Annotated in this window: 28 protein-coding genes and 1 riboswitch; of the genes, 17 read left to right on the forward strand and 11 right to left on the reverse strand. The window is 56.2% G+C overall.

The features are described 5' to 3' along the window. Positions 1–20: 20 nt before the first annotated feature. The 6 genes from KI367_RS11555 to KI367_RS11580 all read right to left on the reverse strand — a co-directional run bounded on the left by KI367_RS11555 (position 21) and on the right by KI367_RS11580 (position 4,202). On the reverse strand, positions 21–941 hold the full coding sequence (locus KI367_RS11555; protein ID WP_052146739.1) for a TetR/AcrR family transcriptional regulator: 921 nt from the start codon (positions 939–941) through the stop codon (positions 21–23). A 320-nt stretch (positions 942–1,261) separates the two neighbouring features. After that, the gene (gene sigJ, locus KI367_RS11560; protein WP_246536856.1) at positions 1,262–2,146 is read right to left on the reverse strand and encodes an RNA polymerase sigma factor SigJ; all 885 of its coding nucleotides are present in this window, start codon (positions 2,144–2,146) and stop codon (positions 1,262–1,264) included. A gap of 133 nt (positions 2,147–2,279) precedes the next feature. Then, entirely contained in the window at positions 2,280–2,747 is a 468-nt protein-coding gene (locus KI367_RS11565; RefSeq protein WP_036706325.1) for a carboxymuconolactone decarboxylase family protein, read from the reverse strand. 180 nt (positions 2,748–2,927) lie between these two features. Continuing rightward, the gene (locus tag KI367_RS11570) at positions 2,928–3,242 is read right to left on the reverse strand and encodes a DMT family transporter (protein WP_212949773.1); all 315 of its coding nucleotides are present in this window, start codon (positions 3,240–3,242) and stop codon (positions 2,928–2,930) included. Further along, positions 3,242–3,586, reverse strand: a complete 345-nt coding sequence (locus KI367_RS11575; protein ID WP_036706329.1) for a DMT family transporter — start codon at positions 3,584–3,586, stop codon at positions 3,242–3,244. The genes KI367_RS11570 and KI367_RS11575 overlap by 1 nt, the downstream gene beginning before the upstream one ends. Positions 3,587–3,614: 28 nt before the next feature. Further along, complete coding sequence (locus KI367_RS11580) at positions 3,615–4,202, reverse strand: TetR/AcrR family transcriptional regulator (RefSeq protein WP_212949775.1); 588 nt, start codon at positions 4,200–4,202, stop codon at positions 3,615–3,617. Between the two features lie 311 nt (positions 4,203–4,513). On the opposite strand from KI367_RS11580, the gene cls reads away from it, so the two are divergent. Next, positions 4,514–6,019 (forward strand): cardiolipin synthase, encoded by a 1,506-nt coding sequence (gene cls, locus KI367_RS11585; protein WP_212949776.1) that lies wholly within the window; start codon positions 4,514–4,516, stop codon positions 6,017–6,019. Between the two features lie 136 nt (positions 6,020–6,155). Next, a complete protein-coding gene (locus KI367_RS11590; RefSeq protein WP_212949778.1) occupies positions 6,156–6,986 on the forward strand; it encodes an ABC transporter ATP-binding protein in 831 nt (276 codons plus the stop codon). Positions 6,987–7,084: 98 nt separating this feature from the next. Here KI367_RS11590 and KI367_RS11595 read toward each other — a convergent pair whose 3' ends face one another. Next, a complete protein-coding gene (locus KI367_RS11595; protein WP_246536858.1) occupies positions 7,085–8,602 on the reverse strand; it encodes a phospholipase D family protein in 1,518 nt (505 codons plus the stop codon). A gap of 228 nt (positions 8,603–8,830) precedes the next feature. Between KI367_RS11595 and fni the strand changes: the two genes are divergently transcribed. The 3 genes from fni (at position 8,831) to KI367_RS11610 (ending at position 11,714) form a co-directional block, all read left to right on the forward strand. Next, positions 8,831–9,901 carry a type 2 isopentenyl-diphosphate Delta-isomerase gene (gene fni, locus KI367_RS11600; protein ID WP_212949780.1) on the forward strand — a complete coding sequence of 357 codons (1,071 nt, stop codon included), beginning with the start codon at positions 8,831–8,833 and terminating at the stop codon, positions 9,899–9,901. Positions 9,902–10,165: 264 nt separating this feature from the next. Further along, positions 10,166–11,266: a redox-regulated ATPase YchF gene (gene ychF / locus KI367_RS11605; RefSeq protein WP_036706339.1), complete on the forward strand. Its 1,101-nt coding sequence runs from the start codon at positions 10,166–10,168 to the stop codon at positions 11,264–11,266. Between the two features lie 217 nt (positions 11,267–11,483). Beyond that, positions 11,484–11,714: a hypothetical protein gene (locus tag KI367_RS11610; protein WP_036706341.1), complete on the forward strand. Its 231-nt coding sequence runs from the start codon at positions 11,484–11,486 to the stop codon at positions 11,712–11,714. Between the two features lie 172 nt (positions 11,715–11,886). Here KI367_RS11610 and KI367_RS11615 read toward each other — a convergent pair whose 3' ends face one another. The 4 genes from KI367_RS11615 to KI367_RS11630 are packed head-to-tail and all read right to left on the reverse strand — an operon-like array spanning position 11,887 to position 14,493. Further along, entirely contained in the window at positions 11,887–12,993 is a 1,107-nt protein-coding gene (locus tag KI367_RS11615; RefSeq protein ID WP_212949782.1) for a DUF4097 family beta strand repeat-containing protein, read from the reverse strand. Next, entirely contained in the window at positions 12,990–13,511 is a 522-nt protein-coding gene (locus tag KI367_RS11620) for a hypothetical protein (protein WP_036706346.1), read from the reverse strand. Before KI367_RS11620 ends, KI367_RS11615 begins: the two co-directional genes overlap by 4 nt. After that, positions 13,508–13,930, reverse strand: coding sequence for a zf-HC2 domain-containing protein (locus tag KI367_RS11625; protein WP_212949784.1), 423 nt, complete (start codon positions 13,928–13,930; stop codon positions 13,508–13,510). Before KI367_RS11625 ends, KI367_RS11620 begins: the two co-directional genes overlap by 4 nt. Next, positions 13,927–14,493: an RNA polymerase sigma factor gene (locus tag KI367_RS11630; RefSeq protein ID WP_197069897.1), complete on the reverse strand. Its 567-nt coding sequence runs from the start codon at positions 14,491–14,493 to the stop codon at positions 13,927–13,929. The genes KI367_RS11625 and KI367_RS11630 overlap by 4 nt, the downstream gene beginning before the upstream one ends. 494 nt (positions 14,494–14,987) lie before the next feature. On the opposite strand from KI367_RS11630, the gene prfA reads away from it, so the two are divergent. The 12 genes from prfA to upp all read left to right on the forward strand — a co-directional run bounded on the left by prfA (position 14,988) and on the right by upp (position 26,927). Next, positions 14,988–16,055 (forward strand): peptide chain release factor 1, encoded by a 1,068-nt coding sequence (gene prfA / locus KI367_RS11635; protein WP_036706357.1) that lies wholly within the window; start codon positions 14,988–14,990, stop codon positions 16,053–16,055. Positions 16,056–16,080: 25 nt separating this feature from the next. Then, positions 16,081–17,034: a peptide chain release factor N(5)-glutamine methyltransferase gene (gene prmC / locus KI367_RS11640; protein ID WP_212949927.1), complete on the forward strand. Its 954-nt coding sequence runs from the start codon at positions 16,081–16,083 to the stop codon at positions 17,032–17,034. An 88-nt stretch (positions 17,035–17,122) separates the two neighbouring features. Next, positions 17,123–18,352, forward strand: coding sequence for an FtsW/RodA/SpoVE family cell cycle protein (locus tag KI367_RS11645; RefSeq protein WP_081991984.1), 1,230 nt, complete (start codon positions 17,123–17,125; stop codon positions 18,350–18,352). 95 nt (positions 18,353–18,447) lie between these two features. After that, the gene (locus KI367_RS11650; protein WP_036706360.1) at positions 18,448–19,632 is read left to right on the forward strand and encodes an FtsW/RodA/SpoVE family cell cycle protein; all 1,185 of its coding nucleotides are present in this window, start codon (positions 18,448–18,450) and stop codon (positions 19,630–19,632) included. Positions 19,633–19,792: 160 nt separating this feature from the next. Further along, a complete protein-coding gene (gene spoIIR, locus KI367_RS11655) occupies positions 19,793–20,539 on the forward strand; it encodes a stage II sporulation protein R (protein ID WP_212949786.1) in 747 nt (248 codons plus the stop codon). A gap of 255 nt (positions 20,540–20,794) precedes the next feature. Beyond that, on the forward strand, positions 20,795–21,931 hold the full coding sequence (locus KI367_RS11660; protein ID WP_212949787.1) for an L-threonylcarbamoyladenylate synthase: 1,137 nt from the start codon (positions 20,795–20,797) through the stop codon (positions 21,929–21,931). A gap of 85 nt (positions 21,932–22,016) precedes the next feature. Further along, positions 22,017–22,577 carry a manganese efflux pump MntP gene (locus KI367_RS11665; protein ID WP_212949789.1) on the forward strand — a complete coding sequence of 187 codons (561 nt, stop codon included), beginning with the start codon at positions 22,017–22,019 and terminating at the stop codon, positions 22,575–22,577. A gap of 41 nt (positions 22,578–22,618) precedes the next feature. After that, the gene (locus KI367_RS11670; protein ID WP_036706371.1) at positions 22,619–23,206 is read left to right on the forward strand and encodes a low molecular weight protein arginine phosphatase; all 588 of its coding nucleotides are present in this window, start codon (positions 22,619–22,621) and stop codon (positions 23,204–23,206) included. A 172-nt stretch (positions 23,207–23,378) separates the two neighbouring features. Continuing rightward, positions 23,379–23,461, forward strand: a riboswitch (ZMP/ZTP riboswitch). Between the two features lie 155 nt (positions 23,462–23,616). Next, positions 23,617–24,072, forward strand: a complete 456-nt coding sequence (gene rpiB, locus KI367_RS11675) for a ribose 5-phosphate isomerase B (protein WP_036706374.1) — start codon at positions 23,617–23,619, stop codon at positions 24,070–24,072. A gap of 12 nt (positions 24,073–24,084) precedes the next feature. Next, entirely contained in the window at positions 24,085–24,693 is a 609-nt protein-coding gene (locus KI367_RS11680; RefSeq protein ID WP_036706377.1) for a TIGR01440 family protein, read from the forward strand. Between the two features lie 69 nt (positions 24,694–24,762). Beyond that, a complete protein-coding gene (glyA, locus tag KI367_RS11685) occupies positions 24,763–26,010 on the forward strand; it encodes a serine hydroxymethyltransferase (protein WP_036706379.1) in 1,248 nt (415 codons plus the stop codon). 287 nt (positions 26,011–26,297) lie between these two features. After that, positions 26,298–26,927 (forward strand): uracil phosphoribosyltransferase, encoded by a 630-nt coding sequence (gene upp / locus KI367_RS11690; protein ID WP_036706382.1) that lies wholly within the window; start codon positions 26,298–26,300, stop codon positions 26,925–26,927. The last annotated feature ends 7 nt before the right edge of the window (positions 26,928–26,934 follow it).

A 26,934-nucleotide genomic window follows, 5' to 3' on the forward strand; every position in this document is an offset into this window, starting at 1 on the left:
GCCAGAATCGTCATGTATTTTCATAGCTGCTCGGCTCGGGAAACAATGTAAAGCTCGTAAATTTCCTTCAGTTCCTTGTTCAGCGGCCCAAGCTCCCGGATTTGTTCCAGGTTGCTCATCATGCCGGTCAGAATGGCTTTGCGCGGCTCGATGTCGAGCAGCTCCTGTTCCATGATTTCTATGGAATCGAGGGCAAATTCCTTTCTGGCCGCGTCGATGTCGGTCTCTTTGAGCCTATCCTTCATTTGTTTCGTCACCATAAGCGGATGGCGCGGACGGTCCGGGCTTGTCATGTACTTATCCAGCCATTGGGACCACACCTCGGTGGCAACCATCGGCTCCATTTGCTTGCGGAGCGTGCTTGCCGCCACGTCGTCCAGCAGCATCACAAGGCGTTCCGCCATCCGGCGGACGTTCAGCGGCAGCCCCGGGATCATGAGCATCCGGATGTATCCGCCGAGCATGCCGGTCACAAACAGCGTCAAATCCATGGCGTGGGGCAGGATGTCCTTCCCATAGATGACGGCCAATTTGTCGTGGAACCACTGCAGCGCGTGGATATGCTTTTCGCGGATGCATGCTTCCAGGGCCGGCTTTTTACCGCCTATATGCTGGTCATGGAGCTGCATGATCGCAAACTCCCTAAGCTCGACCAGACGGTTCAGCAGAACTTCGACCTGCTTTTGAAGCTGTTCCTTCGGAGTCAGAAGATGCTCCTGCTCCACCTGCATGACGCTGTCGCGGATCATCCCTTCGCAATACGAATAAATGCTTTGTTCAAGCTCTTCCTTCGATTTGAAATGCAAATAAAGGCTTCCCTTGGACATCCCGCAATACTCGGCGATTTCCTGCATGGACGTGGACGAGATCCCTTGGGTGGAAAACAGCTGCAGGGCGGTCTTCAAAATCTGTTTCTTTTTGTCCGCCAATTTCTCAGACAAACGAACATTCACTCCTTTCTGAACACTTCGGTTCTTAATCTGACCGTGTAGTCAAAAAAATTATATTACAAAAGGAAGGGGGGATTCAAATTTGCGTCTTTGGTCCCGTTTTCGGGCCGGCGAACATGTCCCATTGAAGAGGCTATTGGAAAGAATTGCGAACTGAGGAATTACGAGGAAACAATAAAAGCGGGGATTCCCTGGCCGCTGGAAGAGCAGGCCGATCTAAGCATGAGGCTTCCTGCATCCGCGGAGCAACAATAGCAGCCATGAAGAGCTTCTTCATGGCTTTCTTGTCGCCTGACAAAGGGGCGTTTTTATTACGTTCGCAAGTGAACTAACTTGTACGGGTTTTTGATCATATACACATGCCGCAGCCGATCCCCCGATTCGGTAAAACGGAAGCAAACTGCCGCCTTCGCTCCATGGCCGTCCGTAAACACGATAGCCGTTTCGCCGTTCAGCTCGGTGATTTGCCTGCTCCAGATCCGCATATCCCGATACGCCTTCGGAGAGCAAAACAATCTCAGGATGCGGTCGCGGCCGAAAATCGGCCGGATGGCCGTCCGTGCCACGCCTCCGCCGTCGGAAATAAGCACCGCGTCTTCCGCCAGAAGTTCAAGCAGCGCCTTCGAATCGCAGTGAAGAAAAGCGTCCGCAAACCGCTCCACGGCTGCCCTTTGCCGCTCGGTACCCGGCGGGGATGCAGGCTGTTCGTTTCCCTGAAGCTGCCGTTTGGCACGGCTGAGTATTTTGCGGCAATTGGCTTCCGTTTTGCCCGTCATGTCCGCAATTTGCCCATACCCGTATTTGAACACTTCCCGCAGCAGAAATACCGCCCGTTCGATCGGGCTAAGCCGTTCCAGCATGAGCAGATAGGCATAGGAGAGCGTATCTTTTTGCTCCGCTGCAAGCTCGGGCAGCTCGGAGGATGCCGCGATGGGCTCGGGCAGCCATTCGCCGATGTATTCCTCGCGGGTTTTCCTCGCGGAACGCAGCAGGTTCAGGCAACGGTTCGTCACCGATTTGGCGATATAGGATTTCATATGGTGAATTTCCGCCGGATTCTTGTCCGCAAGCTCGGCGAATACGTCCTGGACGATATCCTCGGCATCGGCGTACGTGCCCAGCATACGGTAGGCAATGGACATACCGTAAGTCCGGTAGGTCCGGTAAAGCGTTTCGAATGCCGCCTTATTCGTCATCTCCAGCCTCCCTCTTTTCGTTATTGTACTGGTATGATACATTTCTGCGCCCAAGAGGGATCAACCTTCAACGCAATGAAAAGAAACCCTGCACCTTCGCTAAAAGGGCAGGGTTTTCGATTCCGCGAACCGATTAAGCTTTCGCGTTCTCAGGCTGCGAGAAGCATCCCGGGAACAAGCCCGTCGAAATCGCGACCCGGTTCCAGCCGTTGATCGTGTTGATCGCCAGAATCAGTTCCATGAACTCTTTTTCGTCAAAATGCTTCCGGGCTTCCGCATAGACGTCGTCCGGCACGCCCTGCTCGGAGATCAGCGTCACCGCTTCGGCCAGGGCAAGCGCCGCCCGCTGCCGCTCCGTATAAATCGTCGCCTCGCGCCATGCGTTAAGGAGTACGATATGATTCAAATAGTCCCCGTGTTTCATTAAATCCTTGGCGTGCATATCCAGGCAAAACGCGCAGCCGTTGATTTGCGAGACGCGGATTTTGATCAGCTCCTGCAGGACGATATCGATTGAAGTGTCCGAACTGGCCTTTTGCAGATTTCCCAACGCTTGCAATACATGCGGATTTGCGGTCCGGTAATTTAATCGCATGTTCATTCCAATTCCCTCCTCGTTTTGTCGTTCCATATAGGAAGACAAAGGAGGCCGTTGTTTTGTGACAATATTCAGAAAGTATAAGCTACAGGGCTGTTATTTCCTGATATTGCAAGAAAAACTTCATTTAAACGCGGTTTGTCTACTGAGACAGTACGTCGATAGACGTTTTTCTTGCATCGCTTACGAAATTAATTTCAAACCTACCGCCGAACCGAGAATCATCGCGATAAAAAGCATGCGGCGCCATTCCTTCGGCTCCCCGAACACAAACATGCCCACAAGCGTGCTGCCCACGGTCCCGATTCCGGTCCATACGGCGTACGCCGTCCCCATCGGCAGGGTATTCATCGCGAAAGACAACAGGGAAAAGCTTGTGATGAAAGCGGCGAACAGCACTAAGTAGGCAGTCCAGCCCTTTTTTTGCGTTACGCCCTTGATGCCGATGACGCCGAAAATCTCGCTGATCCCGGCAAGCACGATCGCTGCCCAAGCCATTACGCATCCGCTCCTTTCTTGGCGCCTTCATCCGCCGTAATCAACTTCAATCCGATGACGCCTGCCAGCAGCACGAGAATCAGCAGCGTTTTCGCCCAACTGAACGGCTCCCCGAAGACGAGCATTTCCGTAACGACCGTGCCGGCCGTTCCAAGTCCGGTAAAGACGGCGTATACCGTCCCCACGGGAAGATGATTCGATGCATCGATAATGAGATAAAAGCTGACCGCGATCGCGGCAATCGTCAGAATCCATTCCAACAGGTTGGTGGAGTGTTTCAAGCCCGAAACCCACAGCACCTCGACGACGCCGCCCAAAATAACGTACAACCAATTCCGGTTCATGTTGATCCCCCTCCTCTAATCATTCCTTCTAGGTTTTTGAAGCTTGAATGCCGGCCCAGAAAATAGGCCAGGATGCTTTCAGTCTCCGCTTGGCGCTGGCCATCCCGCTGTACACCATCTCGATCATAATGCCGTCCACCAAGGTCATATAGGCCACCGCCGCATCCTCGGGATTGGCGATGGGTGCCGTTCCGTCCGCCTTCGCCTGCTCCATCAGCCGCAAAACGCGCCTTTCCATGGAATCCAAAAACGGATAAATCAGTTTCATGACTTCGTCGTACAAGGAAGAAGGCGGAAAAAAGGACATACGAAGCACGAATTTGCTCTCGCTGCTGCGGTTGTATTCCTCTTGGAGAAAGGCCAGTAGCTCGGACAAACGCCGATCCAGCGGCTGGTCCTTCCGGCTGATGAAAAAGCGGGTAATTCGCCGCTTTTCTTCTTTCAGCGCGTTTTTGAGCGAACAGAGGAACAGGTCGTCCTTTCCCTTAAAATGGGCGTATATGGAAGGCTTTTTGATCCCGACTTCTTCGGCTATTTTCTGCAGCGAGGCCCCTTCGTAACCATCCTCCGCAAAATGCGCCAGCGCGGTTTCCAAAAGCATTCGTTTTGCATTCATAACATCGCCTCCATTTAAACTACCTAACGGTCGTTAGGAACATCATTTCACGAATGCAGCCGGTTGTCAAGGCTGCGACGCATCTTTTTTGATCATTGCCTTGAAGAGGCGTCCTTATCTGCGTCAAATGTTTCTGGTTAAGGAAAGGGATGGCCCTTTTTCAAATCCCGTTTTAAACTGTTTTTTATGGCGGGATCTATAGGAAGATGGCGTCACTTCATGTAGAATAGAATTTGCTGGCTGTACCTGGATTTTCGCCAAATTCCGGAACAGGCCGCGCTTTTGGAAAAGCGGACGAATCGGGGGAAGAGATGAGAAGGGCTATACAGGCTGTACTTATTGCGGCTTTATTATTTGTCTTTTATTACGTCGGATTCGGGTTTTTCGGCAAAACGGCAGGCACGATCGTCAGCATATTTTCGACTCTGACCGTCGTATCGCTCGGATTCATGATATTTATGGAGAACAGAAACCCTTCATCGACGATGGCGTGGATTTTGCTGTTGGCGCTGGTGCCGGTCGTGGGGCTGTTTTTTTACCTGCTGTTCGGGCAAAACTACTTCAAACGCCGCAAATTCGACAAAAAGGCCGAGCAGGATTCGAAAATCTACGAGATGCTCGAGGAAGGAAGCGTCCGCGTCCAGCAGGACCTGTCGGATTTGAATCCGATGCAGCAGCAGCTGCTGAGACTGTCCCAGAGATTGGCGAGGACGCCGATTTCGTTTTCGAGCGAAACCCGCATTTTGACCAACGGCAAAGAAACCTTCTCCACGCTGCTGCAGGAGCTGGAAAAGGCCAAACATCATATTCATATGGAGTATTACATTTACCGGGCGGACGATATCGGGACCCGGATTCAGCGGATTTTGATCGAAAAAGCCAAAGCCGGCGTCCACGTGCGGTTTATGTACGATGCCTGGGGCAGCATGCAGCTGCCGAAGTCGTTTCTGAGGGAAATGGCCAACGCCGGGGTCAAGGTTGCGGCATACGGAAGCTCCAAAGCGTTTTTCCTGTCGAGGGTCAACTTTCGCAATCATCGCAAAATCGTCGTCATCGACGGGAACGTGGGGTTCATCGGCGGCCTGAACGTCGGGGACGAATATTTGAGCCGCAATGCCACCTACGGCTTTTGGCGGGATACGCACATGTCCGTGAAAGGCGAAGCCGTCCGGACGCTGCAGATCATTTTTCTCCAGGACTGGAATTACATGACGGGGGAGCAGGTGCTGGAGGCGGAATACCTTTCGCCGCTTCTGGCGGAACGGAACAGCGGGGCCGTCCAGATCATTCCGAGCGGGCCGGACAACGACCGCCGCGCGCTCAAAAATATTTTTTTCTCCATGATCACTTCCGCGCAAAAATCCGTGTGGCTGGCGACGCCGTATTTCATACCGGATGAGGATATCCTCACCTCCCTGCGGGTGGCGGCCATGTCGGGCCTGGACGTTCGCATCCTGTTCCCGGCAAAACCGGATAAATGGCTGCCGTTTCTGGCATCCCATTCCTATTTCCCGGCACTGCTGGACGTCGGCGTGCAAATTTACGAATACGAAAAAGGGTTCCTGCATTCCAAGCTGCTCATCATCGACGGCGAAGTGGCCACGATCGGCACGGCGAACATGGATATGAGGAGCTTTCATTTGAATTTCGAGGTGAACGCGCTGCTCGTGCAGACGGAAAGCGTGAAGCGGATCGTGTCGGATTTTGAGCGGGATCTCAAATCGACGAAGCAAATCGTCATGGACAAGTTCATGAAAAAGAAAATTCCCGAACGGATTTTGGAGTCGCTCGCCCGCCTGATGTCCCCGCTTTTATAGCGGGGCGGGCAAGCCCGCCGTATTGACATTGGTTACGGGACATTTTATATTTGTGATAATGATTATCATTTGCTGCCTGGCGGAACTTTGGCTTGGATGGCGATCAAAAGAACAGAGAATGGGGAGGTAACCGGCGATGACTCTTTTGCAAACCGAGGCGCTGACACTCAGTTACGGAGATACGGAGATTATTAAGGACCTTAGCCTTCAGATTCCTGAAGGAAAGGTGACCGTGCTGATCGGCAGCAACGGATGCGGCAAATCGACGCTGCTGCGCTCGCTGGCCCGCCTGCTCAGACCGAAAAGCGGATCTGTGCTTCTGGATGGCAAGGAAATCCACCGCACATCAACCAAAGAGGTAGCAAGAAACATGGCGATTTTGCCGCAGGGGCCGACGGCTCCCGAAGGACTGACGGTGCTGCAGCTGGTCAAACAAGGCCGATATCCGCACCAGTCCTGGCTGAAGCAGTGGAGCGAGGAGGACGAACGGCTTGTGCGGGAAGCGCTGGAGATGACCGGGCTTACCGACATCGCGGAACGCACGGTGGATTCGCTATCCGGCGGCCAAAGACAGCGGGCGTGGATCGCCATGACGCTGGCGCAAAATACCGATCTTATTTTGCTCGACGAGCCGACCACCTATTTGGACCTGAACCATCAGATCGAAGTGCTCGATCTTCTATACGAGCTCAACCGCGAACAGGGCCGCACCATCGTGATGGTGCTCCACGATTTGAATCTGGCCTGCCGTTATGCCGACCACATGATCGCGGTCAAAAACCAGGGCGTATTTTGCGCCGGGGCACCCGAGGACGTGCTGACGCCCCAGATGGTCAAGGAAGTGTTTTATATGGACTGCATGATCGCGGAAGACCCGATTTTCGGCACGCCGATGTGCGTACCGCACGGCAAAGGCCGCCTGTGCGGCGACCGCTGCCAGTTTAAGTCCGTTTGCGAGCAACCGTAAAAACGCCATAAAAAAAGGTGTCCCGCCCGGCGGAACGCCTTTTTTGCATGCTTCCATGACGGCGGGTAAATACCGGGGGGAGTACCGTAATACCACCGTCAATAAGTGGTGTAACGGACCGCCTTCTGGACGCGATAGATGAGATTTTCGTACCAGGTGGAGCGGTAGGCGCCGAGATCGAGGCTGAAGGAGCCGTCCCGGTTGTTCCATAAACGGTCGAAATAATGCTGCATCTGCAAATCCAGCGGCGAGCCCGCCGGCATGGAAACCCACAGGTCGTTTTCCAGGTTGTAATCGTCCAGGTTGCGAGGGGTCATGTTTGCGGCGCCGCCGATGATGACGGAATGTCCGGCCGGTTTTTGGATGTACATCATTTTCGTATGGAACTGCTCCTGTGTCGTATGGTACCAGCGGATGGAGATGCCCCCTTTTGAACGTTTGGCCAGCATGGGAGCGACCTGCCGGTTCGGAATCCCGATTTTTTTCTGCCCGAAGGCGTTATTGTTCGGGTCGAGCACCAGGCGGACGTCCACGCCGCGCGCCGCCGCGGACAGCAGGGCGTTCAACACCTTTTTGTCCTCGATGTAAAACATGCCCATCCACAGCGTATCGCCCGGCTTTGCCCCCTCGATCTCCTGCAGCACGTATTTGTACGTTTTGCCTTCCGTTACATACCGGACGCCGATCGGCCCCCGGTTTTTTCCTGCGTGTTCATCCGGAATGTACCGCGGAAGCCGGCCTCCCTTCGATAAGTCGACCGCGCCCTGCTCCGTTGCGAGAATATCCTGAATCACCGGACCCTGCACTTCCAGGGCCACATTGGAATGATAGGCGCTGGCGTCATGGACGTTGCCCGAAAGGACGAGGGCGTTTTTTTCGCTGACGACGACTTTTCGGTGGTTTGCCTTTACGTTTAACAGTTTCAAGTAGGAGCGGACCGTCATTTTCGGAGCTTTGTTCGCCATCAAATTCGGCACCCATCCTTGGCCGGATTCGCCGAACCATTGAATAAACGTGCGCCATACCGCCGAATAGATCGGATTCGGGTCGCGCAGCGGATTCAGTTCCGTCACCACGACCCGGATCCCGGCAGCCTTCAGCCGTTCCAAAAGCGGGTTGGGAGCGGAGCCGTATTCGGTGTTGACCGGATCGGTAATCATGACGATGTCCATGGCGGGGAACGCCTTTTTGTGGCGTATGAGGTGATCGGTCAAATCGTCGCTGACCTTCGGAAAGTTTTGGCCCTTATGGGTGTAGTTGTTGAACAGGAACAAGTCGATCACGAGAAACCGCCGGGACTCGTCCACGATTTCATGGATGCGGTCCTTGATCTGCTGTTCGCTCACCACCCTGCCGGACGGATCGGGGTAGGTCAGGTCATAGAGAAACCGGACGTTGTTCACGTAATAAAGCGGGCTTTCGTGGGAAAGGCCCGGAGGGAGCGGCTTATGGGTCTGATATATGATCACGCATACGAGCCAAAGCACGAGGAGTGCCGACAAAGCCATGGCCCAGCGGCCTTTGCGCCGCTTTCCGCGTCGAAGGCTTTCGGATCGGTTGTCTGAAGAGGGGGGATTCGCCCCGTAAGCCGTGGCACTGTCCGCCTTTTGTCGCATGTGTCATCCTCCGTTTCGGCTGCTTTTTTACGCGTTCCGTCCGTTTTTTTCAAATCCACCTTCTAGTCTGGACTAAAAAGGCGCCGGTCATGAATCGGATTTGAACTAAAGGGTTAGAAATGAGATGATAGGAGAATATTTTGGCGGACGGATGCGTAATCTACGGGTTCATATTCGGCCGGATCACATGTGTATGGCCAAGCGGGATCATGCGGAAGGGGGATCGCGATGAGCGATAATCATACGGGCAAAAAATCGCTTTTGCCGGAAATCGCAACGGGAGAACGAAAAATCGAACATGTGCGGATCAGTTTGACGGAGGATGTCAGCGGCGTAGGCGTGACGTCCGGACTGGAAAAATACCGCTTTCGCCACCGCGCGCTGCCGGAGACGGATTTTGAGGCTATCAGCCTGGAGACCTCCTTTTTGGGCAGGCCGGTGCGTACGCCGCTGCTGATCAGCTCCATGACTGGGGGGAGCCAAGCGACGGGGGCCATAAACGAACGGCTGGCCGCGGCCGTCGAGGCGCGGGGCTGGGCGCTTGGCATCGGATCGGTGCGCGCGGCCGTAGAGCGGGAAGAGCTTGCATACACCTTCCGTGTGCGTAAACATGCCCCCACGATCCCCGTCATCGCCAACCTGGGAGCGGTACAGCTCAACTACGGCTTCGGGGCGGAGGAGTGCCGCCGTGCGGTCGACATTGCCGGTGCGGACATGCTGGTGCTGCATTTGAACGGATTGCAGGAAGTATTTCAGCCCGAAGGCAATACGAACTTCAGCGGATTGTTGGCCAAAATCGAGCAAGTATGCCGGCAGCTGGAGGTTCCGGTCGGGGTCAAGGAAGTCGGCTGGGGCATCGACGGGGAGACGGCGGCGCTGCTTTTGGAGGCGGGCGTGAAATTCATCGACGTCGCCGGAGCCGGAGGCACCTCCTGGAGCCAGGTCGAAAAGCACCGCAGCCAAGACCCGATGCGCAGAAGAGCGGCCGAGGCCTTTGCCGGGTGGGGCAATCCGACGGCCGAATGCGTCGCGGAGGTCCGGAAAACGTCGGCGGAAGCCGGGCTGATCGGCAGCGGCGGCCTCCAATCCGGCGTGGATGCCGCCAAGGTGCTTGCGCTTGGGGCCGACCTGGCCGGATTCGGGCGAAGCATGCTTGGCCCGGCCGTGGAGTCGGAGGAGACGCTGCATGCGGTGCTGGCCCAAGTCGAGTTTGAGCTGCGCACGGCCATGTTCGGGATCGGCGCGGCCGATATCGCCGCGCTGCGGGCGACCGACAGGCTGGTCCGGATTTCGCCTTGACGGCTGTCAGGACCAGCTCTCCACCCTCTTGCGGAGGGATCAGGGGGGGTGGTACGAACCTCCGCCGCATCGGCGGGGAATCGGTTCCTTATCTTGATGCCCCCAAGGTTCTAATATATAATGGGTAGGATTGAGAGGCTGCGCATTTGCAGCGAAGTAACGAGGATTCGCGTATGTGTTTTTTTAATAGATGAGGGTTTTCAGCATCCTTCAATTCATTCAGGCTTAAGCCTAGTCCAATATGAAATAGGAGTGTCATCATCCATGGCTTTGAAAGCAGGTATCGTGGGACTGCCGAACGTCGGCAAATCCACTTTGTTTAATGCGATTACGCAGGCGGGAGCCGAATCCGCCAACTATCCGTTCTGCACGATCGACCCGAACGTCGGCGTCGTCGAGGTGCCGGACGAGCGCCTGGACAAGCTCACCGAACTTGTGCAGCCGAACAAAACCGTGCCTACCGCATTCGAATTCGTGGATATCGCGGGCCTGGTCCGCGGCGCCAGCAAAGGCGAAGGGCTTGGCAACAAGTTTCTGGCCCATATTCGCGAGGTGGACGCCATCGTCCATGTCGTCAGATGCTTTGAGGACGAAAACATTACGCACGTCGACGGCAAGGTCGATCCCATCAGCGACATCCAGACCATTAATTTGGAGCTGATTTTGGCCGATCTGGAGAGCGTGGACAAACGGATCGACCGCGCCCGCAAAAACATGAAGGGCGGCAACAAGCAATACGAGCAGGAGATCGCCATTCTGGAACGCGTCAAAGAAGCGTTGTACAACGATCAGCCTGCGCGCAGCGTGGAGCTTACCGAAGACGAGAAGGTTGTGCTGCGCGATCTGCATCTCTTGACGATGAAGCCGGTTCTTTATGCGGCCAACGTCAGCGAGGACGGGGTATCCGACGCGGACAACAATCCTTACGTGCAGCAGGTCAAAGATTTCGCGGCGGCGGAACATGCCGAAGTCGTGCCGATCAGCGCGAAAGTCGAAGCGGAAATCGCCGAGCTTGAGGGAGAAGACAAGGCGATGTTCCTGGAAGAGCTGGGCCTTGAGGAATCAGGCCTGAACCGCCTGATTAAAGCGGCTTACCGCCTGCTCGGCCTGTATACGTATTTCACGGCCGGGGTTCAGGAAGTACGGGCGTGGACGATCCGCAAAGGAACCAAAGCGCCGCAGGCTGCAGGCGTTATCCACTCCGACTTTGAACGCGGATTTATCCGGGCCGAAGTCGTTTCCTACGATGACCTGATGGCTGCCGGCAGCATGAACGCGGCCAAAGAGCGCGGCCAGCTCCGCCTCGAAGGCAAAGACTACGTCGTTGCCGACGGCGACGTGATGCATTTCCGGTTTAACGTGTAAGACGAGAGTTCGACATATTAGGCTGTCCCGACAGCGCACTGCACCCGATTGCTAGTCAATTAGCGAAAGAGTTCAGTTTGCCCAGGGGCAGCCTTTTTTACATCCCTTTGCAATCGGTCTCCGGGCAAGGCGACGCCCGAAACGGACGGAATGGGTGCCACGGTGATCGGACACCATAGGAGTACATGGACATCTATTTAAAAAGGGGGAGGATCCGTTGAGCGACGACATCAGTATTTGGACGCTAAAGAAAATGCCCATGCAGGATGTCATTCAATATATCGAGCAGAACAGCACGCCCGCATATCGGGCGCGGATGGCCAAAATAAACCAAGCCGATTATGAGCGGCTGCCGTCCGAACAAGCCCAAGACAAGCTGGCGGCCGCCATTTCGAAGATGAGCGAGCAGGAATACACCGATTACTTGTTGGAGCTGGTCGATGAATAAAGAATGAGCGACGGGGCCCAGGAACAAGAACTCCGTATCCGCAGCGGAGTCGCGGTTTGACGGGGGCCCTGCAAACAAAAAGATCGGCCTAAACGAGATGAACAATCTCGATAGGCCGATTTTAAATTTAACGAACGAATACAATGAACATCTCCTTTAGGGGGGCTAAAGGTTACTCTCCGTAATTGACCTTAATGCTCCCGTTGGATGTCGACAGCACGATTTGGTGGGAGCCGTCCCCGATCACGGCCTGCTTATGGTTATCGCCGCCGTTCTCGCTCCACGGAACGCTGCCGCCGATGGATGAGTTGGTGGTTTTGGCCTTGATTTCGGCGCTTGTGTTTTTGGGAACCTTCAGGTTAATGCTGCCGTTCGTGCTGCTTAAGGTCCAGTCGCCGCCGATGGCGGACGTTCCCCGGATCGCCCCGTTGGTCGTCTTGGCCGTGACCGCGCCGGCGACTCGTTCGATCGTAAGGGACCCGTTGGTCGACTTCGCTTGGGCGGAGCCGCCGATGTCCTTCACGCGAACCGCGCCGTTTGTCGTTGAAGCGGACACGCTGCCTTTGATTTCCTCCAGCGTAATGGACGAGTTGGTGGTTACGGCCGTGAAGCCGGCGTCCATTTGTTTCCCGGTCACCGAGTCGTTTTTGGTATGAACCTCGACCTCAAGCGATTTCGGAACCGATACGTTCAAATAATCATCCGGGATGAAGCCGAAATTAAACCAAATTTCAGGATTGTCTTCGAGCGAAAGGACGAGCGTGTCTCCCGACGAACTGACCTTCCATCTTTCTTTGGCTTTGAGGTCGGCATCTTCCTGGTGTTTGGCGTCCCGGAAACGAAATTTTCCGTCGTAGGTTAACTTGGCATCTTCGGTGCCGGTGACGTTGATCTTCCCGTGATCGACCATGATTTCGACGCGTTTGATGCTGCTCCCTATTTCCTCCTGGCCCCGAATGGCGCTGACATATCCCCGGTTGAACAAGCTGCTCACATCGGGAACCACGGTCTGAACCGTGCTGACCAGCAGCAGCAGAATCAGGATCGTGACGCTGAATCCGCCGAGACGGACCCTTCTTTCGGAGTGGACGATATTGGCGATGACCACCTCGACGCCAAGCAGAATCAGCAGCATGGGCCAAACGTATTTGAGCGCTTCAAACGAAATGATGTTGTTGAATTGCAGCAAAACGATCACGCCGATGCCGATCAGGCCGATGGCAGAAGTCCATCGGCCGACTTTGACGGGCGGGGGCGTTTGATTCACTTGGGGGTTCATAAAGATTCGCTCCCTCTACGATCGGGTTTTTTAAGCAACAGCCGCAGGCCGTAGCCGATTAATGCGACGGCGAGCAGGACGCTGGCCGTGTTTTGCTGAAGCAGCCAGTGCCAGAGCGCGGGGAAGATGGTCATGAGAAGCACCGCTGCCCCTACGATGACGCACCCGATCCCGGTCCAGACCGGATTCAGCTGGTTTTCCCGCGGATATCCGCCCATCGCCATCAAATCCTGCATCGTCCAAGGATACCCGAAGGTTTCCTGCCCCATCATCATGCGTTCCTGCTCCAGGGCCGCGGCTTTCATCCAGGCGGCTTTTTGCAGCGCGTCGAACAGTTGATAGAACCACAGAATCGCCAGAGCGAACGAGAAAATCATCGGAATGGACGGAATCAGGATGATGCAGGCTGCGGCCCCGATCATCATTTGCAGTCCTTGTTTGGTGAAACCCAGGTACAGGTGTCCGACGCCCGGAATCATCGCGAGCAAAAACGTCAGCCATCTACTTTTTTTAATCATCGTTTACCCTCCTTAAATATATGATCCACGGAATCGGAAAAGATTTGCGTCGCCTGGGTGATGCCCGAGCTTACGTGTTCGAACACGTTGAATTGGAATAGGAAGAAGGCCAGGCAGGCCGCTACCCCAAAATGGGCGATCATCGATCTTCGGGAATCCCTCGGCTTCAAACGCGAAGTTTGGCGCGTATATAGAGGCGGCAACTGCCGGATTTCATCCATGATGTCCGCCGTTAAATCGGGAAAGTCGTTCGTTTCGCCAGGCTGTTGCCAGATAAGGGCCATTTCCTGTACCTCCTTGTGCCATGCTTGACAGGCAGGACAGGTACGGAGGTGCTGTTCGATGAAAAGGGAGGATTCGTGAGGAAGCTCCCCTGCGGTATAAGCCCCCAGCTGGTATTGGATTAATTCGCATTTCATCGTAGTTCCTCTCCTTTCTTTCGCATCATCGCCCTTGCACGGTACAGCTGCGATTCCACCGTTTTGGCGGTAATCCCGCGCCTCTCGGCAATTTCCTGATAAGAGCATTGTTCAAAATAATACATCCGGACGGCCGACCGGTACGGCTCCGCCAGTTCGTCGACCATCCTTCGGATCCGGCTGCTTTTTTCTTCGGACAGTACGATTTGTTCCGGGGTCTCGCTTGTAACCCAATCGTTTTCGTTGACTTCCCCGGGACTCCGCCGCGCCTGCTCGCGCTGCTGCGCGCGCTTCCAGTCGAGACATTTGCGGACGGCGATCTGGTACAGCCAGGTGGAGAAGGAGGAATCCTCGCGGAAGGCGGGAAGGGCCGAATAAGCCTTCATGAAGATGTCCTGCGACAAATCCTTGGCTGACGTATCGTCGGACGTTATTTTAAGGCACACGTGATATACCATGTTTTGGTACCGCTGCACCAGGTATTTGTAAGCTTCCGGATGGCCGGCCTTGACGGCCCGGACCCATTGCAACTCTTCCAGTCTTCTCCCCTCCTCCCGTTTCATTTCGTTAGACGCCCCGCGCGAAACGAACCCTGCAAGATTTTTAAAAACTTTTTTTATTGTACCTCAAGGTCGAAGAATGCTGTATTTGTTTTGAATGATTTCCATAAAACGGGTACCAAGAAAGCGGATCGGCATGTTTCGAACGGTTTAAGGAACGGTATGAATGGGGATGGTGCCGCATGGCGAGCGGGCAGGAATATGGATGGATTCCGATGCGGAACCTTGAACCGTTGGCACCGCACTCAACCCGGGAAGCTTGAATCCCGGCAATTTCAAAGTTCAGTAGGGCCGCTGTTTTGAAGCTGGAAAAAATGCATGTTCCATGTTATAATAAAAAGTCGTCTGTCCATGGTGTGCTAGCGAAAGGATAAACGGCTTTTTCTTCATATGATACCAAAAAAACAGCCCCACAAAGTGACGCGTGATGTCTGAAGCTTATTCCGATTGCTTTGCGGGGGCCCGGAATATATTAAAAACAGGAGAGGTGACCCCCCTTGTTGGACCGATTGCAAGCCTTGGCAGACCGCTATGAAAAATTGAGCGAGCTGCTGTGCGACCCAGATGTTGTGAACGACAGCAAGCGACTTCGGGAATATTCGAAGGAACAATCCGACTTACAGCCTGCTTACGAGGCTTATACCGAATATAAAACCGTAACGGAAGAGCTGGAGGCCGCCAAAGCGATGCAAGGCGAAAAGCTCGATGACGAGATGCGCGAAATGGTCAAAATGGAAATCGAGGAGCTGTCCTCGCGGCAGACCGAACTGGAAGAACGCATCCGCATCCTGCTGCTTCCGAAAGATCCGAACGACGACAAAAACGTCATCGTCGAAATCCGCGGCGCGGCGGGCGGCGACGAGGCGGCGCTGTTTGCGGCCGACCTGTACCGCATGTACACCCGCTACGCCGATACCCAAGGCTGGCGCGTGGAGCTGATGGAAGCGAACATGAACGATCTCGGCGGCTTCAAAGAGGTCATCTTCATGATCAACGGCCGCGGCGCCTACAGCAAATTGAAATACGAAAGCGGAGCGCACCGCGTGCAGCGCATCCCGGCAACGGAGTCGGGCGGCCGGATCCATACGTCGACGTCGACGGTTGCGGTGATGCCTGAAGTCGAGGATATCGACATCGAGATTCTCGACAAGGATATCCGCGTGGACACGTTCTGTTCCAGCGGCGCGGGCGGACAATCCGTCAACACGACCAAATCCGCCGTGCGGGTTACGCATATCCCGACCGGAATCGTGGCGACCTGCCAGGACGGCAAATCGCAAAACTCGAACAAAGAAAAGGCGCTGCAGGTGCTGCGCGCCCGCATTTTCGATATGAAACGCCAGGAAGAGGAAGCGAAATACGCCGGCGAGCGCAAAAGCAAAGTCGGCACCGGGGACCGCAGCGAGCGGATCCGGACTTACAACTTCCCGCAAAGCCGGGTGACGGACCACCGCATCGGCCTGACGCTGCATAAGCTCGATCAGGTGATGAACGGCGAAATCGAAGAAATCATTTCCGCGCTGAACATCGCCGAACAGGCGGAATTGATGGAAAAAGGGGAATAATGCTTTGCAAGAAACCACATTCGTGATGACGCCAAAGCAAACGATACGGGAAGCCTTCGTTGAGGCTTCCTCTTTTTTAAGCGGGTGCGGCGTGACCGAACCCCAGCGCAGCGCCCAGCTGCTGCTTGAGCATGTGTTGGGGCTGGAAGGGGCCGCCTATTACATGGCGCTGCCCGAGCCGTTCCCGGCGGAGCGCCGCGAAGCTTGGGAGCGCGCGGTGTCGCGCCGCGGGGCCGGGGAGCCGGCGCAATACATTATCGGGATGCAGGAATTTTACGGCATCCCGTTTGAGGTAACGCCGGCCGTGCTCATACCGCGGCCGGAAACGGAGCTGCTCGTGGAGGCCGTGCTGGCGCAGGCCGGGCGTTTATGGCCGGAGGGCGCCGCGCACGGCGGCGGCCTTGGCGGCACCGCCGCCCCCGGCGATGGGACGGCGGGCAAAAACGGCGCCGAGCGGCGGCTCGAGTGCGCCGACATCGGCACGGGCAGCGGCGCCATCGCGGTCACGCTGGCGCTGCACGCCCCGCGCTGGCATGTCCGTGCCAGCGACATCTCGGCAAGCGCGCTGCGGGTGGCCGCGCGCAACGCCGCCGCAAACGGCGCGCAGGTTGACTTCCTGGAAGGCAACCTGCTTGAACCGTTTGCGGGGGCATGGTTGGACATCCTGGTGTCCAACCCGCCGTACATCCCTGCGGCCGACATCGCCGGCCTGCAGCGGGAGGTGCGCGACCACGAGCCGCGCACCGCGCTCGACGGCGGCACGGACGGACTCGCGCCGTACCGCCTCATGATGGAGCAGCTGACGCTGCTCCAGGCCCCGCCCCGGCTCATCGCCTTCGAGCTCGGGCAGGGGCAGGCCCGCGAAGTCGCGCAGCTCCTTCGCGCCGCCGGCCATTGGGACGACATCATCATCGTCCCTGACCTCGCCGGCATCGAGCGCCACGTGATCGGCGTCTCCAACATGCCGCGCCAGAGGTAAATTTTTCTTTGCATCCGGTTTAAACTACAATAGAGGTATTGAGGCTTGGGGAATTTCGCCAAATCCAAAACATATTGGAGGATGCCGCATGCTGCAGAAATTCAAACGCATGGACATGTCCATCATTTTCATCCTGCTTGCGTTGATGGCGTTCAGCTTGCTTTCCATCTACAGCGTCACGGCCGGCAGGCCCAAAATCGGACATTATTCGGAGCGAATGGCCGTTTATTACGTGGTCGGATTCGCGGCTTTTTTGAGTTTCTCGCTGATCAGCTACAAGCTGCTGGTCAGGTATGCCTTATATATCTATTTGTTCGGCCTGATGCTGCTCGTGCTGGTGCTGTTATTCGGCAACGAATATTACGGGGCCAAAGGGTGGATCACGCTTCCGGGCGGGCTCAGCCTGCAGCCCGCGGAATTGTTCAAACTGTTTCTCACCATTTTCATTTCCTTCCTGCTGGTCCGCAAGCGGAAAAACAAACTGCTTTTCTGGCGGGACGTGGTCCCGCTCGGCCTTGTCACGCTGGTTCCCTGGGCGCTGGTGATGCTGCAGAACGACCTGGGCAACGCCCTCAGCTACATGGTCATTTTGGCGGGGCTGCTGTGGGTCGGCAACATCAAATATTCGCATGCGTTTATCGCATTGGCGATCGCCTCTGCCGCGATTTTCGGGGGCATTCAGGCTTACATCCATTATCATGACAAGGCGGTCAAGCTGATTAAAGAGGATCTCGGCAAAAAGCACTGGATCGCCCGTTTCGACCCGTGGCTGGTGCCGGATCTCGCCTCCCGCGACGTCAGCTGGCAGACGTACAACGCGAAGCTGGCCATCGGTTCGGGAGGCATCGAAGGCAAAGGGTACATGAAGGGCACGACTGTCCAATCGGAGCGCGTGCCGCTGGCTTATGCCGACTCGATTTTCGTGCAGATCGCCGAGGAATACGGCTTTATCGGCTCGTCGGTGCTGCTGCTGCTTTATTTTATCCTGATCCACCGGATGGTGCTGATCGCGGCCGATTGCCGCGACAGGGCCGGGCCGTATTTGATCACGGGCATCATCGCGATGTTCGTTTATCAGATATTCGTCAACATCGGGGCTTTTATCGGCCTGATGCCGCTGACCGGGATTACGCTCCCTTTTATCAGTTACGGGGGGACCTCGCTGGTCATCAACATGGTGAGCATCGGGGTAGTCATGAGCATCCGGATTCACGGACAGGAAGAGGAGGAGCCGTTTCCGCTTCCGGAAAGCATGGAGAAAGGCGGCCGGTACGGCCGTTTGCTCCGGCGTCTTCGCGATGGATTTAACAGGAATTGAATATGGGGCTGCTATTCCATTACAATAGTACAGTGAGTTTTCGGCAAGGATCACGGCAAGAAGGGCGGGAGAGGCCCGCATCAGGGGGATAGCAGATGCTTCAGAAGCTAAAAAAAGTGGATTATGTCGTCGTTTTTATACTTATGATATTTATGGGCGTCAGCATCATGGCGATATACAGCGTGACGACGGACACCAAGTTCGCTGGCTCCCACATCAAAATGCTCCAGTATTACATCTTGGCTTTCGTCGTTTTTTTCGGGCTGGTGTTACTGGATTATAAGTTGCTCGTCAAGTATGCGTTATATATTTATTTGTTCGGCAACGCGTTATTGGTCGCGGTCAACTTTTTGGGATCGGACGTGAACGGGGCCCAGGGCTGGTTCAAATTCGGAGGATTCAGCCTGCAGCCGGCCGAGCTGTTCAAGCTCATTTTGATCATTTTCCTGACGTATTTGTTGATGAAAAGGCCCAAACCCAAGCTTTCCCTATGGAGGGACGTGCTGCCGATCGGGGGGCTGACCTTCATTCCGTTTGCGCTGGTCATGATCCAAAACGACCTTGGGAACGCGCTCAGCTATGTGCTCATTTTGCTCGGGCTGCTGTGGGTCGGCAATATCAAGTTCCTGCATGCTTTTTTGGCCCTCATTATTTTGGGAGCGGTCGCCGTCGGCGGGATTTTCTCTTATATTCACTTTCATGACAATATCGAAAAATTCTTGAAAGACATCGGGCGGGAACATTGGACGGAACGGATCGACCCTTGGCTCGTTCCCGACAAAGCGACGGCCAAAGCCTCGTACCATACGAAAAACGCCAAACTTGCCATCGCTTCCGGCGGCATGATGGGCGAAGGATACATGCAGGGAACGTCGGTCCAGTCCGGACGCGTGCCTTACACGTATTCCGACTCGATTTTCGTGGAAATCGCGGAGGAGTTCGGGTTTGTCGGGTCGTCGGTCGTTCTGCTGCTGTATTTCATATTGATTCACCGCATGATCCTGATCTGCCTCGAATGCCGGGACCGGGCGGGGCCGCTGCTCATCGTCGGGGTCGTGTCGATGATGCTGTACCAGATTTTCGAAAACATTGGCGCCTTTATCGGGCTCATGCCGCTGACGGGGATTACGCTGCCGTTTATCAGCTACGGCGGTACGTCTCTGCTCATCAATATGGCCAGCATCGGCATCGTGATGAGCGTGCGCGTGCACGGCCACGAGGTGAGCGAGGATATTTTCGCCCCGGCGCCGCAGAAAGCTGCGGCCGCCAAACAGGCCTGACACGGACAAGTGGACCGTTTTCCCTGACCTTCAAAGGTAATGGGAGAACGGTCTTTTGTACTATTTCGCTAGATTCATAGATTGCCAGGTTTAGACTCTATCATTTCCGGCCATACTGGTCAGTATCATAGCAGGATTTGATAGAGGGGGCATGAACGGCATGTGGAATCATAACGAAAAAGGAGACCGTCTCCGGTCTTTGGTGAAGAATACCGCCATTATTTTTTGTATCTTATTGATGCTCGCCATGACTTGGGAAGCGCAAAAAACGGACGCGGCCGTCGCCGGCGGGCCGATTCCGGGAGAATCGATCCGGCTGCGCATCCTGGCCAATTCCGATCATCCGGACGACCAGCTCGTCAAGCGGCAAATCCGGGATGCGGTGGTGGAACAAATGGATGCCTGGGTACAGGATTTGGAGGATCCGCAAAGTCTGGAGGCGGCTCGCGCAACGATCCGCGAACATTTGCCCGAGCTTCATGACTTGGTAGGCAGAGAGCTGGAAGAGCGGGGAATCGGCTACGGTTACCGCGTGGAACTCGGCGTTGTGCCTTTCCCGACGAAATTGTACGGGGGCACCGTGTATCCTGCGGGAAACTATGAAGCACTGCGGATCACGCTGGGCGAAGGCAAAGGCCAGAACTGGTGGTGCGTGCTGTTCCCGCCGCTTTGCTTCATCGATGCGGGAAGCGGCGACGCGGCGGCAAAACCCGCCGCGGCGAAAGCGGAATCGTCCAAAGAGCTGTCGGGCAAAACGAAAAAAACGTCCTACAGCCCGGGGGAGCCGGGAAGCCAAACCGCAAAAGCCGCAGATCAAGCGCCGGTCAAAGCATCCGAACCGGAAGTCCGCTTTTTTCTCTGGGACATGCTCGAAGGGATCTTCAGCTGGTTCAAGGCTTTGTTTTGACATTTTCGCATCCGGCGTTTTCCGGACGGCGGCCCGGGCGGGAGATACAACCATCGTTTCAGGTGTGATAAGATAAGGAATGGATAAACCATTTCATCGGTCAAACGGCTCAACTTCATAATCACGGCATATGCGCGTTAGTGGGCTGCTCGACGGGTCGCTGATCGGCTGAAAAGCCTGAGGCAAAGCCGTGGTTCGAATTTGGGTCTTTTTTAAATATTGGGATGAACACCAGACAGAAAGACAGGGATAAACATGGAACGAACAGATCATGAGACGGTTTCGGGGACATCGGCCACGCCTTATTGGCGTATCGGTCCGGAGCTTCTCTCCGAGCCCGGCCGGCTGAAAGAAGCGCTTAAACCGGCGGCGGCCATTCTTCGGGAAGGAGGCGTGGTCGCTTTTCCGACCGAAACGGTATACGGCCTTGGCGCAGACGCCCGTTCCACGGCAGCGGTTGAAGCGGTATTCAGGGCGAAAGGCAGACCGTCGGATAATCCGCTGATCGTACATATATCGCGGAAGGATCAGCTGGACGGGCTGGTAAAGGAAGTTAGCCCGGCGGCGCGGCGGCTGATGGAAGCCTTTTGGCCGGGACCGCTCACGATCGTGCTGCCGGTACGGCCCGGCGCTCTTTCGCACCGCGTGACCGCGGGACTGGACACGGTCGGGATTCGGATGCCGGATCATCCGGTCGCGCTGGCGCTCATCGAAGAATCCGGCTGTCCCGTGGCGGCGCCGAGCGCGAACCGCTCGGGACGGCCGAGCCCGACGCTGGCCGGCCATGTGCTGGAGGACCTTGCCGGCGCCATCGGCGGCATCGTCGACGGCGGCGCGACCGGCGTCGGCGTCGAGTCGACCGTCGTTCAGGTGGCGGAGGACGGCATCGTGACCGTCCTTCGGCCGGGCGGCGTGACGCTGGAGCAGCTGTCGCAGGCGGCGGGAGCGCCGGCGCGTTTGGATCCGGCGCTTCTGCCGGAGTCCGGAAGCGAGCCTGTCCAGGCGCCGAGAGCTCCGGGAATGAAATATACGCATTATGCTCCCCAGGGCGCGCTCCGCATCGTCACGGGACCTTCGGCGTCCGAAGTGTCCGATTGGATTGCCCGCCATTTGCGGGAAGCCGCTGCCCGCGGCGAACGGACCGGGGTCCTTGCGTTCGAGGAGCATATCGGCCGCTATCAGGCCGATTGCGTCGAGTCGCTGGGGAGCCTGTCCGATTTGAGCGCCGCTGCGCATCGCCTGTATGCCGCCCTGCGCCGCATGGACGAAGAGGGAGTCGGTTTTATTTTATCCGAGGCTTGCCCGGAAGACGGCATCGGCGCGGCGATCATGAACCGCCTCCGCAAGGCGGCGGGACAGGACGTCGTCAGGCTTGGGCGGGCCGATCGGTAGCTTGGCCGCCACAACGTACAAGTCATGATTGTCCACCTGTCCGCATATGGTTGTACAAGAACCTAACGGACATGGAGGAATGGGAATGTTGGAGACACCCGCCGGTTTGGGTCAGCTGATCGCGATCCTGATGATGGCCGCGGCACTTGGAATGGACGCATTTTCCCTGGGGATCGGAATCGGCATGAAAGGGATTCGCCTGCTGCACGTGCTGAAGATCAGCGTGCTGATCGGCTTGTTTCATATCCTGATGCCCCTGATCGGCATGTATACCGGACAATACATGAGCTCCCTGCTTGGACAGGTAGCCGACTATGTTGCCGGGGGACTGCTCATCCTGCTCGGCGTTCACATGGTATTCGGCTCTTTCAAAAGCGGAGAGACCCGGATGATCGACCACCGGTCGCTGCCGGGCATGTTGTTGTTCGCCTTAAGCGTCAGCGTGGATTCCTTTTCCGTCGGGCTGTCGCTCGGGATGTTCCAGAGCAATTTGATCGTCACCGTGCTTGCCTTCGGCATCAGCGGCGGAGTGATGTCGGTCATGGGACTCCTGCTGGGCCGGAGGGCAAGCCGCAACCTGGGGGATTTCGGGGAGGCGCTGGGAGGCGTGATCCTGCTGGCATTTGGCCTCGCCTTTATCTTTTGATACAATAATCGCCAAAGAACAATCCGGGAGGTGCGATAGACGTGAAGCATATCTTGTTTGTGTGTACAGGGAACACGTGCCGCAGCCCGATGGCGGAAGCCCTTCTCCGCAAAATGGCCAAGGACCGCGGCATCGACGTGGAAGCCCGTTCCGCCGGCGTCGCGGCCATGGACGGCATGTCGATGTCGCGGCATGCGGAGGCGGTATTGCGCGACCATGAGATCGGCGACCGCCTGACTTCGAAATCGTTGAAGCCGGAAGCGGTCGATTGGTCCGACTTGATCCTTACGCTGACCCAAAGCCATAAGCAGCAGGTCATCCGCAACTTTCCGCATGCGGCGGACAAAGTATTCACGCTGAAGGAATACGTGGAAGACGACGAAGGCGTGCTGAACGACCTGAAAGAACTGGACGGCCTTTACGCGACCTGGGAGGTCAAACGCTCGCTCGGACAGGAGCTGACCGATGCGGAGCGGGAACGCTTGATCGAAATCCAGCAGCGCGTGCCGAGCTTCGATATTTCCGACCCGTTCGGGGGATCCCGGGAGGATTATGATTTGGCCGCGGCAGAAATCCGGGCCGCGATCGAACGTTTGCTGGATAAGCTGGAAGCTTATCGCGCTTCGTAAGCAAAGCGTGGGGATCGGCTTCGGTTTTGATCCGGGGCGCGTCAACGAACCTCTTCAAGGGATACAGCGGCCCAGGATGCACGTTTCCCCGGTGCGCCTCCGGCAGGCGGAGCAAGCACCGAAATTGCTTGCTTTTCGCCGTCTAATGATTTATGATGGTTGTGAAAAACCTTGGATCCGGTGTAACTGGCGACAACTGTGGATGAAACCACGATGGAGCACCGGATGATACGGCCGGTCGCCTGGGCAAAAGAGCAATTCTGCGGTTATCCGCGGACTGCTCTTTTTTGTATTCATAGGGAGGATTTTGCAGGCATCCCCATGAAGGTATTTTCATCTTGTGGCTTTGAAATAGGGTATAATGTACAAGAAGTCACAAAAGCACGACATTCAGGGAGGTTTTTCGAAACATGAAGATTGCTGTGGGAACAGATCACGCGGGAGTGCGTTTGAAAGAAGACATCATCGCCGTTATTCAGGAAATGGGCCACGAGGTCGTGGACGTGGGGTGCAGCTGCGCTGACTCCGTGGATTATCCGGACTATGCCCTGCCTGTATGCGAGCAGGTTGCCTCGGGTGAGGCTGATCGCGGCATTCTGATTTGCGGTACGGGGATCGGCATGAGCATCGCGGCCAACAAGGTTCCGGGCATTCGCTGCGCGCTGGTGCATGACGTATTTTCCGCCAAAGCGACCCGGGAGCACAACGATTCGAACGTGCTGGCGATGGGCGAGCGCGTCATCGGCCCCGGCCTGGCGCAGGAAATCGCGAAAATCTGGCTCGATACGCCGTTCAGCAGCGGAGAGCGCCATACGCAGCGCGTCGGCAAAATCAAAGCGATCGAGGACCGTTATCTGCAGCGCTAGGGAGGTATTCGCATGGAATTTTCCGAACAAGGCATTCCGGCGGAAGTTTCGCTAAAAGAGCAAGTGTCGGCCATTTTGCGCGAGCTGGCTGAAGCGGCCGGGCTTGGCCCCGGCAAGGTCGTCGTGGTCGGAACCAGCACGAGCGAAGTGGCGGGCCGGCGGATCGGCACCTCGGGGGCGCTTGAAGTGGCGCAGGAGCTGCTGGAAGGCATCCGGGAAGTCAGCCGCGAGTTCGGTTTCGAGCTTGCGTTCCAGTGCTGCGAGCATTTGAACCGGGCGCTTGTCGTGGAGCGTTCCCTTCTTGCCGCTTTGCGGCTGACCGAAGTGGCGGCCGTACCGGTGCCGAAGGCCGGAGGTTCCATGGCCAGCGCGGCATACCGCTCCATGAAGGAGCCGTGTTTGGCCGAAACGATCGAAGCGGATGCGGGGATCGACATCGGAGAAACATTGATCGGGATGCATTTGCGGCGCGTGGCCGTGCCTTACCGCACCAAGCTTCGATATGTGGGGGAGGCGCGCGTGAATACCGCCTTCACCCGGCCGAAGCTGATCGGCGGCGAGCGTGCGGTGTACCGCATCTCGCCCGGGCAGGATGCGGGCAACGCCTCCGCTTGCGATTAAACGTCGGGGATTGGACAGCGTTCATGCACAAAAAAATAGGAAAGTTTATTTTAAGGGAGGAACAAGAAGATGGATCAATTGCGTAAAGCAGACCCAGCGGTATTGGATGCGATGAATTTGGAGCTGAAGCGGCAGCGCAGCAACATCGAGCTGATCGCTTCCGAAAATATTGTCAGCGAAGCGGTAATGGAAGCGATGGGCTCCGTTCTGACGAACAAATATGCGGAAGGTTATCCGGGCAAACGTTATTACGGCGGATGCGAACGCGTCGATATCGTCGAGGATATCGCCCGCGACCGCGCGAAGCAGCTGTTCGGCGCCGAACACGTCAACGTGCAGCCGCATTCCGGCGCACAGGCGAACATGGCGGTATACCTTGCCGCGATCAAGCCGGGCGATACGGTGCTCGGCATGAATTTGGCGCATGGCGGCCATTTGACGCACGGCAGCCCCGTGAACGCATCCGGCCTGCTGTATAACTTCGTCGCATACGGCGTTCGCGAAGACAACTTCCTGATCGATTACGACGAAGTGCGCAAAGCCGCATTCAAACATCGTCCGCGGTTGATCGTTGCCGGCGCCAGCGCGTATCCGCGCACGATCGATTTCGAAGCTTTCGCTTCGATCGCAAACGACGTGGGCGCGTTGTTCATGGTCGACATGGCGCATATCGCCGGCCTGGTCGCCGCGGGCGTTCACCCGAGTCCGGTGCCTCATGCCCAATTCGTCACGACAACGACGCATAAAACGCTTCGCGGTCCGCGCGGCGGCATGATTTTGTGCAAACAGCCGTGGGCGCAGGCCATCGACAAAGCGGTATTCCCTGGCACCCAGGGCGGTCCTTTGATGCACGTCATCGCGTCCAAAGCGGTGGCGCTTGGCGAAGCGCTTGATCCTTCGTTCAAAACCTATGCCCAAAACGTCGTGAAAAACGCCAAAGTTTTGGCCGAAACGCTGATCGGCGAAGGCCTGAACATTGTATCCGGCGGTACCGACAACCACTTGATGCTGGTGGATACACGCAGCGTGAACATCACGGGTAAAGACGCCGAGAAGGTGCTGGATTCCATCGGCATTACCGTGAACAAAAACGCGATTCCTTTCGATCCGACCAGCCCGTTCGTCACAAGCGGCATCCGGATCGGCACGCCAGCCGCCACTTCGCGCGGCATGGACGAGGCCGCCATGGAGAAAATCGGCAAAATCATCGCCATGACGCTGAAGCAGCCTCAGGACAAAACCGTCCTGTCCAAAGCGGCTGCCATGGTGAAGGAATTGACGGACCAATATCCGCTGTACCCGGAACTCAACTATTAATTCGCATCCTACTTGAACCTGAAAGGGCTGGAGGCTTGGCCTCCGGCCCCTTTTTTATGCATGCCGCATCAAGACCCTCCGGCCGGCCAAACGGTTTCCGGATTGCAGCCCTTGTCACAAAAGGTTTAATCTTCCGCGGCTTGGGGCGAAAATAAACATGTGAAACGTGGTGCAATTTCATTTCAGGGAATGATATAATAAACAAGATTTGTGTACCTAGACGTCTTTGCACATGGCAAACCGGCACTGGCAGCACTTAGACTTACGATTACCGGAGGGACAATACAATGGGAAAACTGGTGATTTGCGATCACCCTTTAATTCAACACAAGCTGACTTTTATCCGTGATGTGCGGACAAACACAAAAGATTTCCGTGAACTTGTTGACGAGGTTGCTTCTTTGATGGCTTATGAAATTACGCGCGAGGTTCCGCTTGAAACGGTGAAGGTCCAGACGCCTGTCGCCGAGGTCGACGGCAAGGTGCTTGCCGGACGCATGCTCGGGCTCATTCCGATCCTGCGTGCGGGCCTTGGCATGCTTGACGGGGTTTTGAAGCTCATTCCGGCGGCGAAGGTGGGCCATGTCGGCTTGTTCCGCGATCCCGAAACGCTGCAGCCCGTCGAATACTACACCAAGCTGCCTACCGACGTGACGGAGCGCGAGCTGATCGTCATCGACCCGATGCTGGCAACGGGCGGCTCCGCGATCGCGGCGATCGACGTGCTCAAAAAACGCGGCTGCACCCAGATCAAAATGATGAATCTGATCGCTGCCCCTGAAGGCGTCAAAGCGGTGCAGGAAGCTCACCCGGACGTAGACATTTACGTGGCGGCCCTCGACGAAAAATTGGACGACCATGGATATATCGTGCCGGGCCTCGGCGATGCCGGCGACCGCCTGTTCGGAACCAAGTAAGCGAAAA

Origin of the sequence: Paenibacillus cookii (genome assembly GCF_018333375.1) — a bacterium.
Classification (GTDB): domain Bacteria; phylum Bacillota; class Bacilli; order Paenibacillales; family Paenibacillaceae; genus Paenibacillus_AQ; species Paenibacillus_AQ cookii.

What these genes read in the sequence shown, in the direction of transcription:
- sigJ (WP_246536856.1), bottom strand. Translation starts at nt 2,146, where the DNA reads ATGACGAATAAGGCGGCATTCGAAACGCTTTACCGGACCTACCGGACT.
- KI367_RS11565 (WP_036706325.1), bottom strand. Translation starts at nt 2,747, where the DNA reads ATGAACATGCGATTAAATTACCGGACCGCAAATCCGCATGTATTGCAA.
- KI367_RS11570 (WP_212949773.1), bottom strand. Translation starts at nt 3,242, where the DNA reads ATGGCTTGGGCAGCGATCGTGCTTGCCGGGATCAGCGAGATTTTCGGC.
- KI367_RS11575 (WP_036706329.1), bottom strand. Translation starts at nt 3,586, where the DNA reads ATGAACCGGAATTGGTTGTACGTTATTTTGGGCGGCGTCGTCGAGGTG.
- KI367_RS11580 (WP_212949775.1), bottom strand. Translation starts at nt 4,202, where the DNA reads ATGAATGCAAAACGAATGCTTTTGGAAACCGCGCTGGCGCATTTTGCG.
- cls (WP_212949776.1), top strand. Translation starts at nt 4,514, where the DNA reads ATGAGAAGGGCTATACAGGCTGTACTTATTGCGGCTTTATTATTTGTC.
- KI367_RS11590 (WP_212949778.1), top strand. Translation starts at nt 6,156, where the DNA reads ATGACTCTTTTGCAAACCGAGGCGCTGACACTCAGTTACGGAGATACG.
- KI367_RS11595 (WP_246536858.1), bottom strand. Translation starts at nt 8,602, where the DNA reads ATGCGACAAAAGGCGGACAGTGCCACGGCTTACGGGGCGAATCCCCCC.
- fni (WP_212949780.1), top strand. Translation starts at nt 8,831, where the DNA reads ATGAGCGATAATCATACGGGCAAAAAATCGCTTTTGCCGGAAATCGCA.
- ychF (WP_036706339.1), top strand. Translation starts at nt 10,166, where the DNA reads ATGGCTTTGAAAGCAGGTATCGTGGGACTGCCGAACGTCGGCAAATCC.
- KI367_RS11615 (WP_212949782.1), bottom strand. Translation starts at nt 12,993, where the DNA reads ATGAACCCCCAAGTGAATCAAACGCCCCCGCCCGTCAAAGTCGGCCGA.
- KI367_RS11620 (WP_036706346.1), bottom strand. Translation starts at nt 13,511, where the DNA reads ATGATTAAAAAAAGTAGATGGCTGACGTTTTTGCTCGCGATGATTCCG.
- KI367_RS11625 (WP_212949784.1), bottom strand. Translation starts at nt 13,930, where the DNA reads ATGAAATGCGAATTAATCCAATACCAGCTGGGGGCTTATACCGCAGGG.
- KI367_RS11630 (WP_197069897.1), bottom strand. Translation starts at nt 14,493, where the DNA reads ATGAAACGGGAGGAGGGGAGAAGACTGGAAGAGTTGCAATGGGTCCGG.
- prmC (WP_212949927.1), top strand. Translation starts at nt 16,081, where the DNA reads ATGACGCCAAAGCAAACGATACGGGAAGCCTTCGTTGAGGCTTCCTCT.
- KI367_RS11645 (WP_081991984.1), top strand. Translation starts at nt 17,123, where the DNA reads ATGCTGCAGAAATTCAAACGCATGGACATGTCCATCATTTTCATCCTG.
- KI367_RS11650 (WP_036706360.1), top strand. Translation starts at nt 18,448, where the DNA reads ATGCTTCAGAAGCTAAAAAAAGTGGATTATGTCGTCGTTTTTATACTT.
- spoIIR (WP_212949786.1), top strand. Translation starts at nt 19,793, where the DNA reads ATGTGGAATCATAACGAAAAAGGAGACCGTCTCCGGTCTTTGGTGAAG.
- KI367_RS11660 (WP_212949787.1), top strand. Translation starts at nt 20,795, where the DNA reads ATGGAACGAACAGATCATGAGACGGTTTCGGGGACATCGGCCACGCCT.
- KI367_RS11665 (WP_212949789.1), top strand. Translation starts at nt 22,017, where the DNA reads ATGTTGGAGACACCCGCCGGTTTGGGTCAGCTGATCGCGATCCTGATG.
- rpiB (WP_036706374.1), top strand. Translation starts at nt 23,617, where the DNA reads ATGAAGATTGCTGTGGGAACAGATCACGCGGGAGTGCGTTTGAAAGAA.
- KI367_RS11680 (WP_036706377.1), top strand. Translation starts at nt 24,085, where the DNA reads ATGGAATTTTCCGAACAAGGCATTCCGGCGGAAGTTTCGCTAAAAGAG.
- glyA (WP_036706379.1), top strand. Translation starts at nt 24,763, where the DNA reads ATGGATCAATTGCGTAAAGCAGACCCAGCGGTATTGGATGCGATGAAT.
- upp (WP_036706382.1), top strand. Translation starts at nt 26,298, where the DNA reads ATGGGAAAACTGGTGATTTGCGATCACCCTTTAATTCAACACAAGCTG.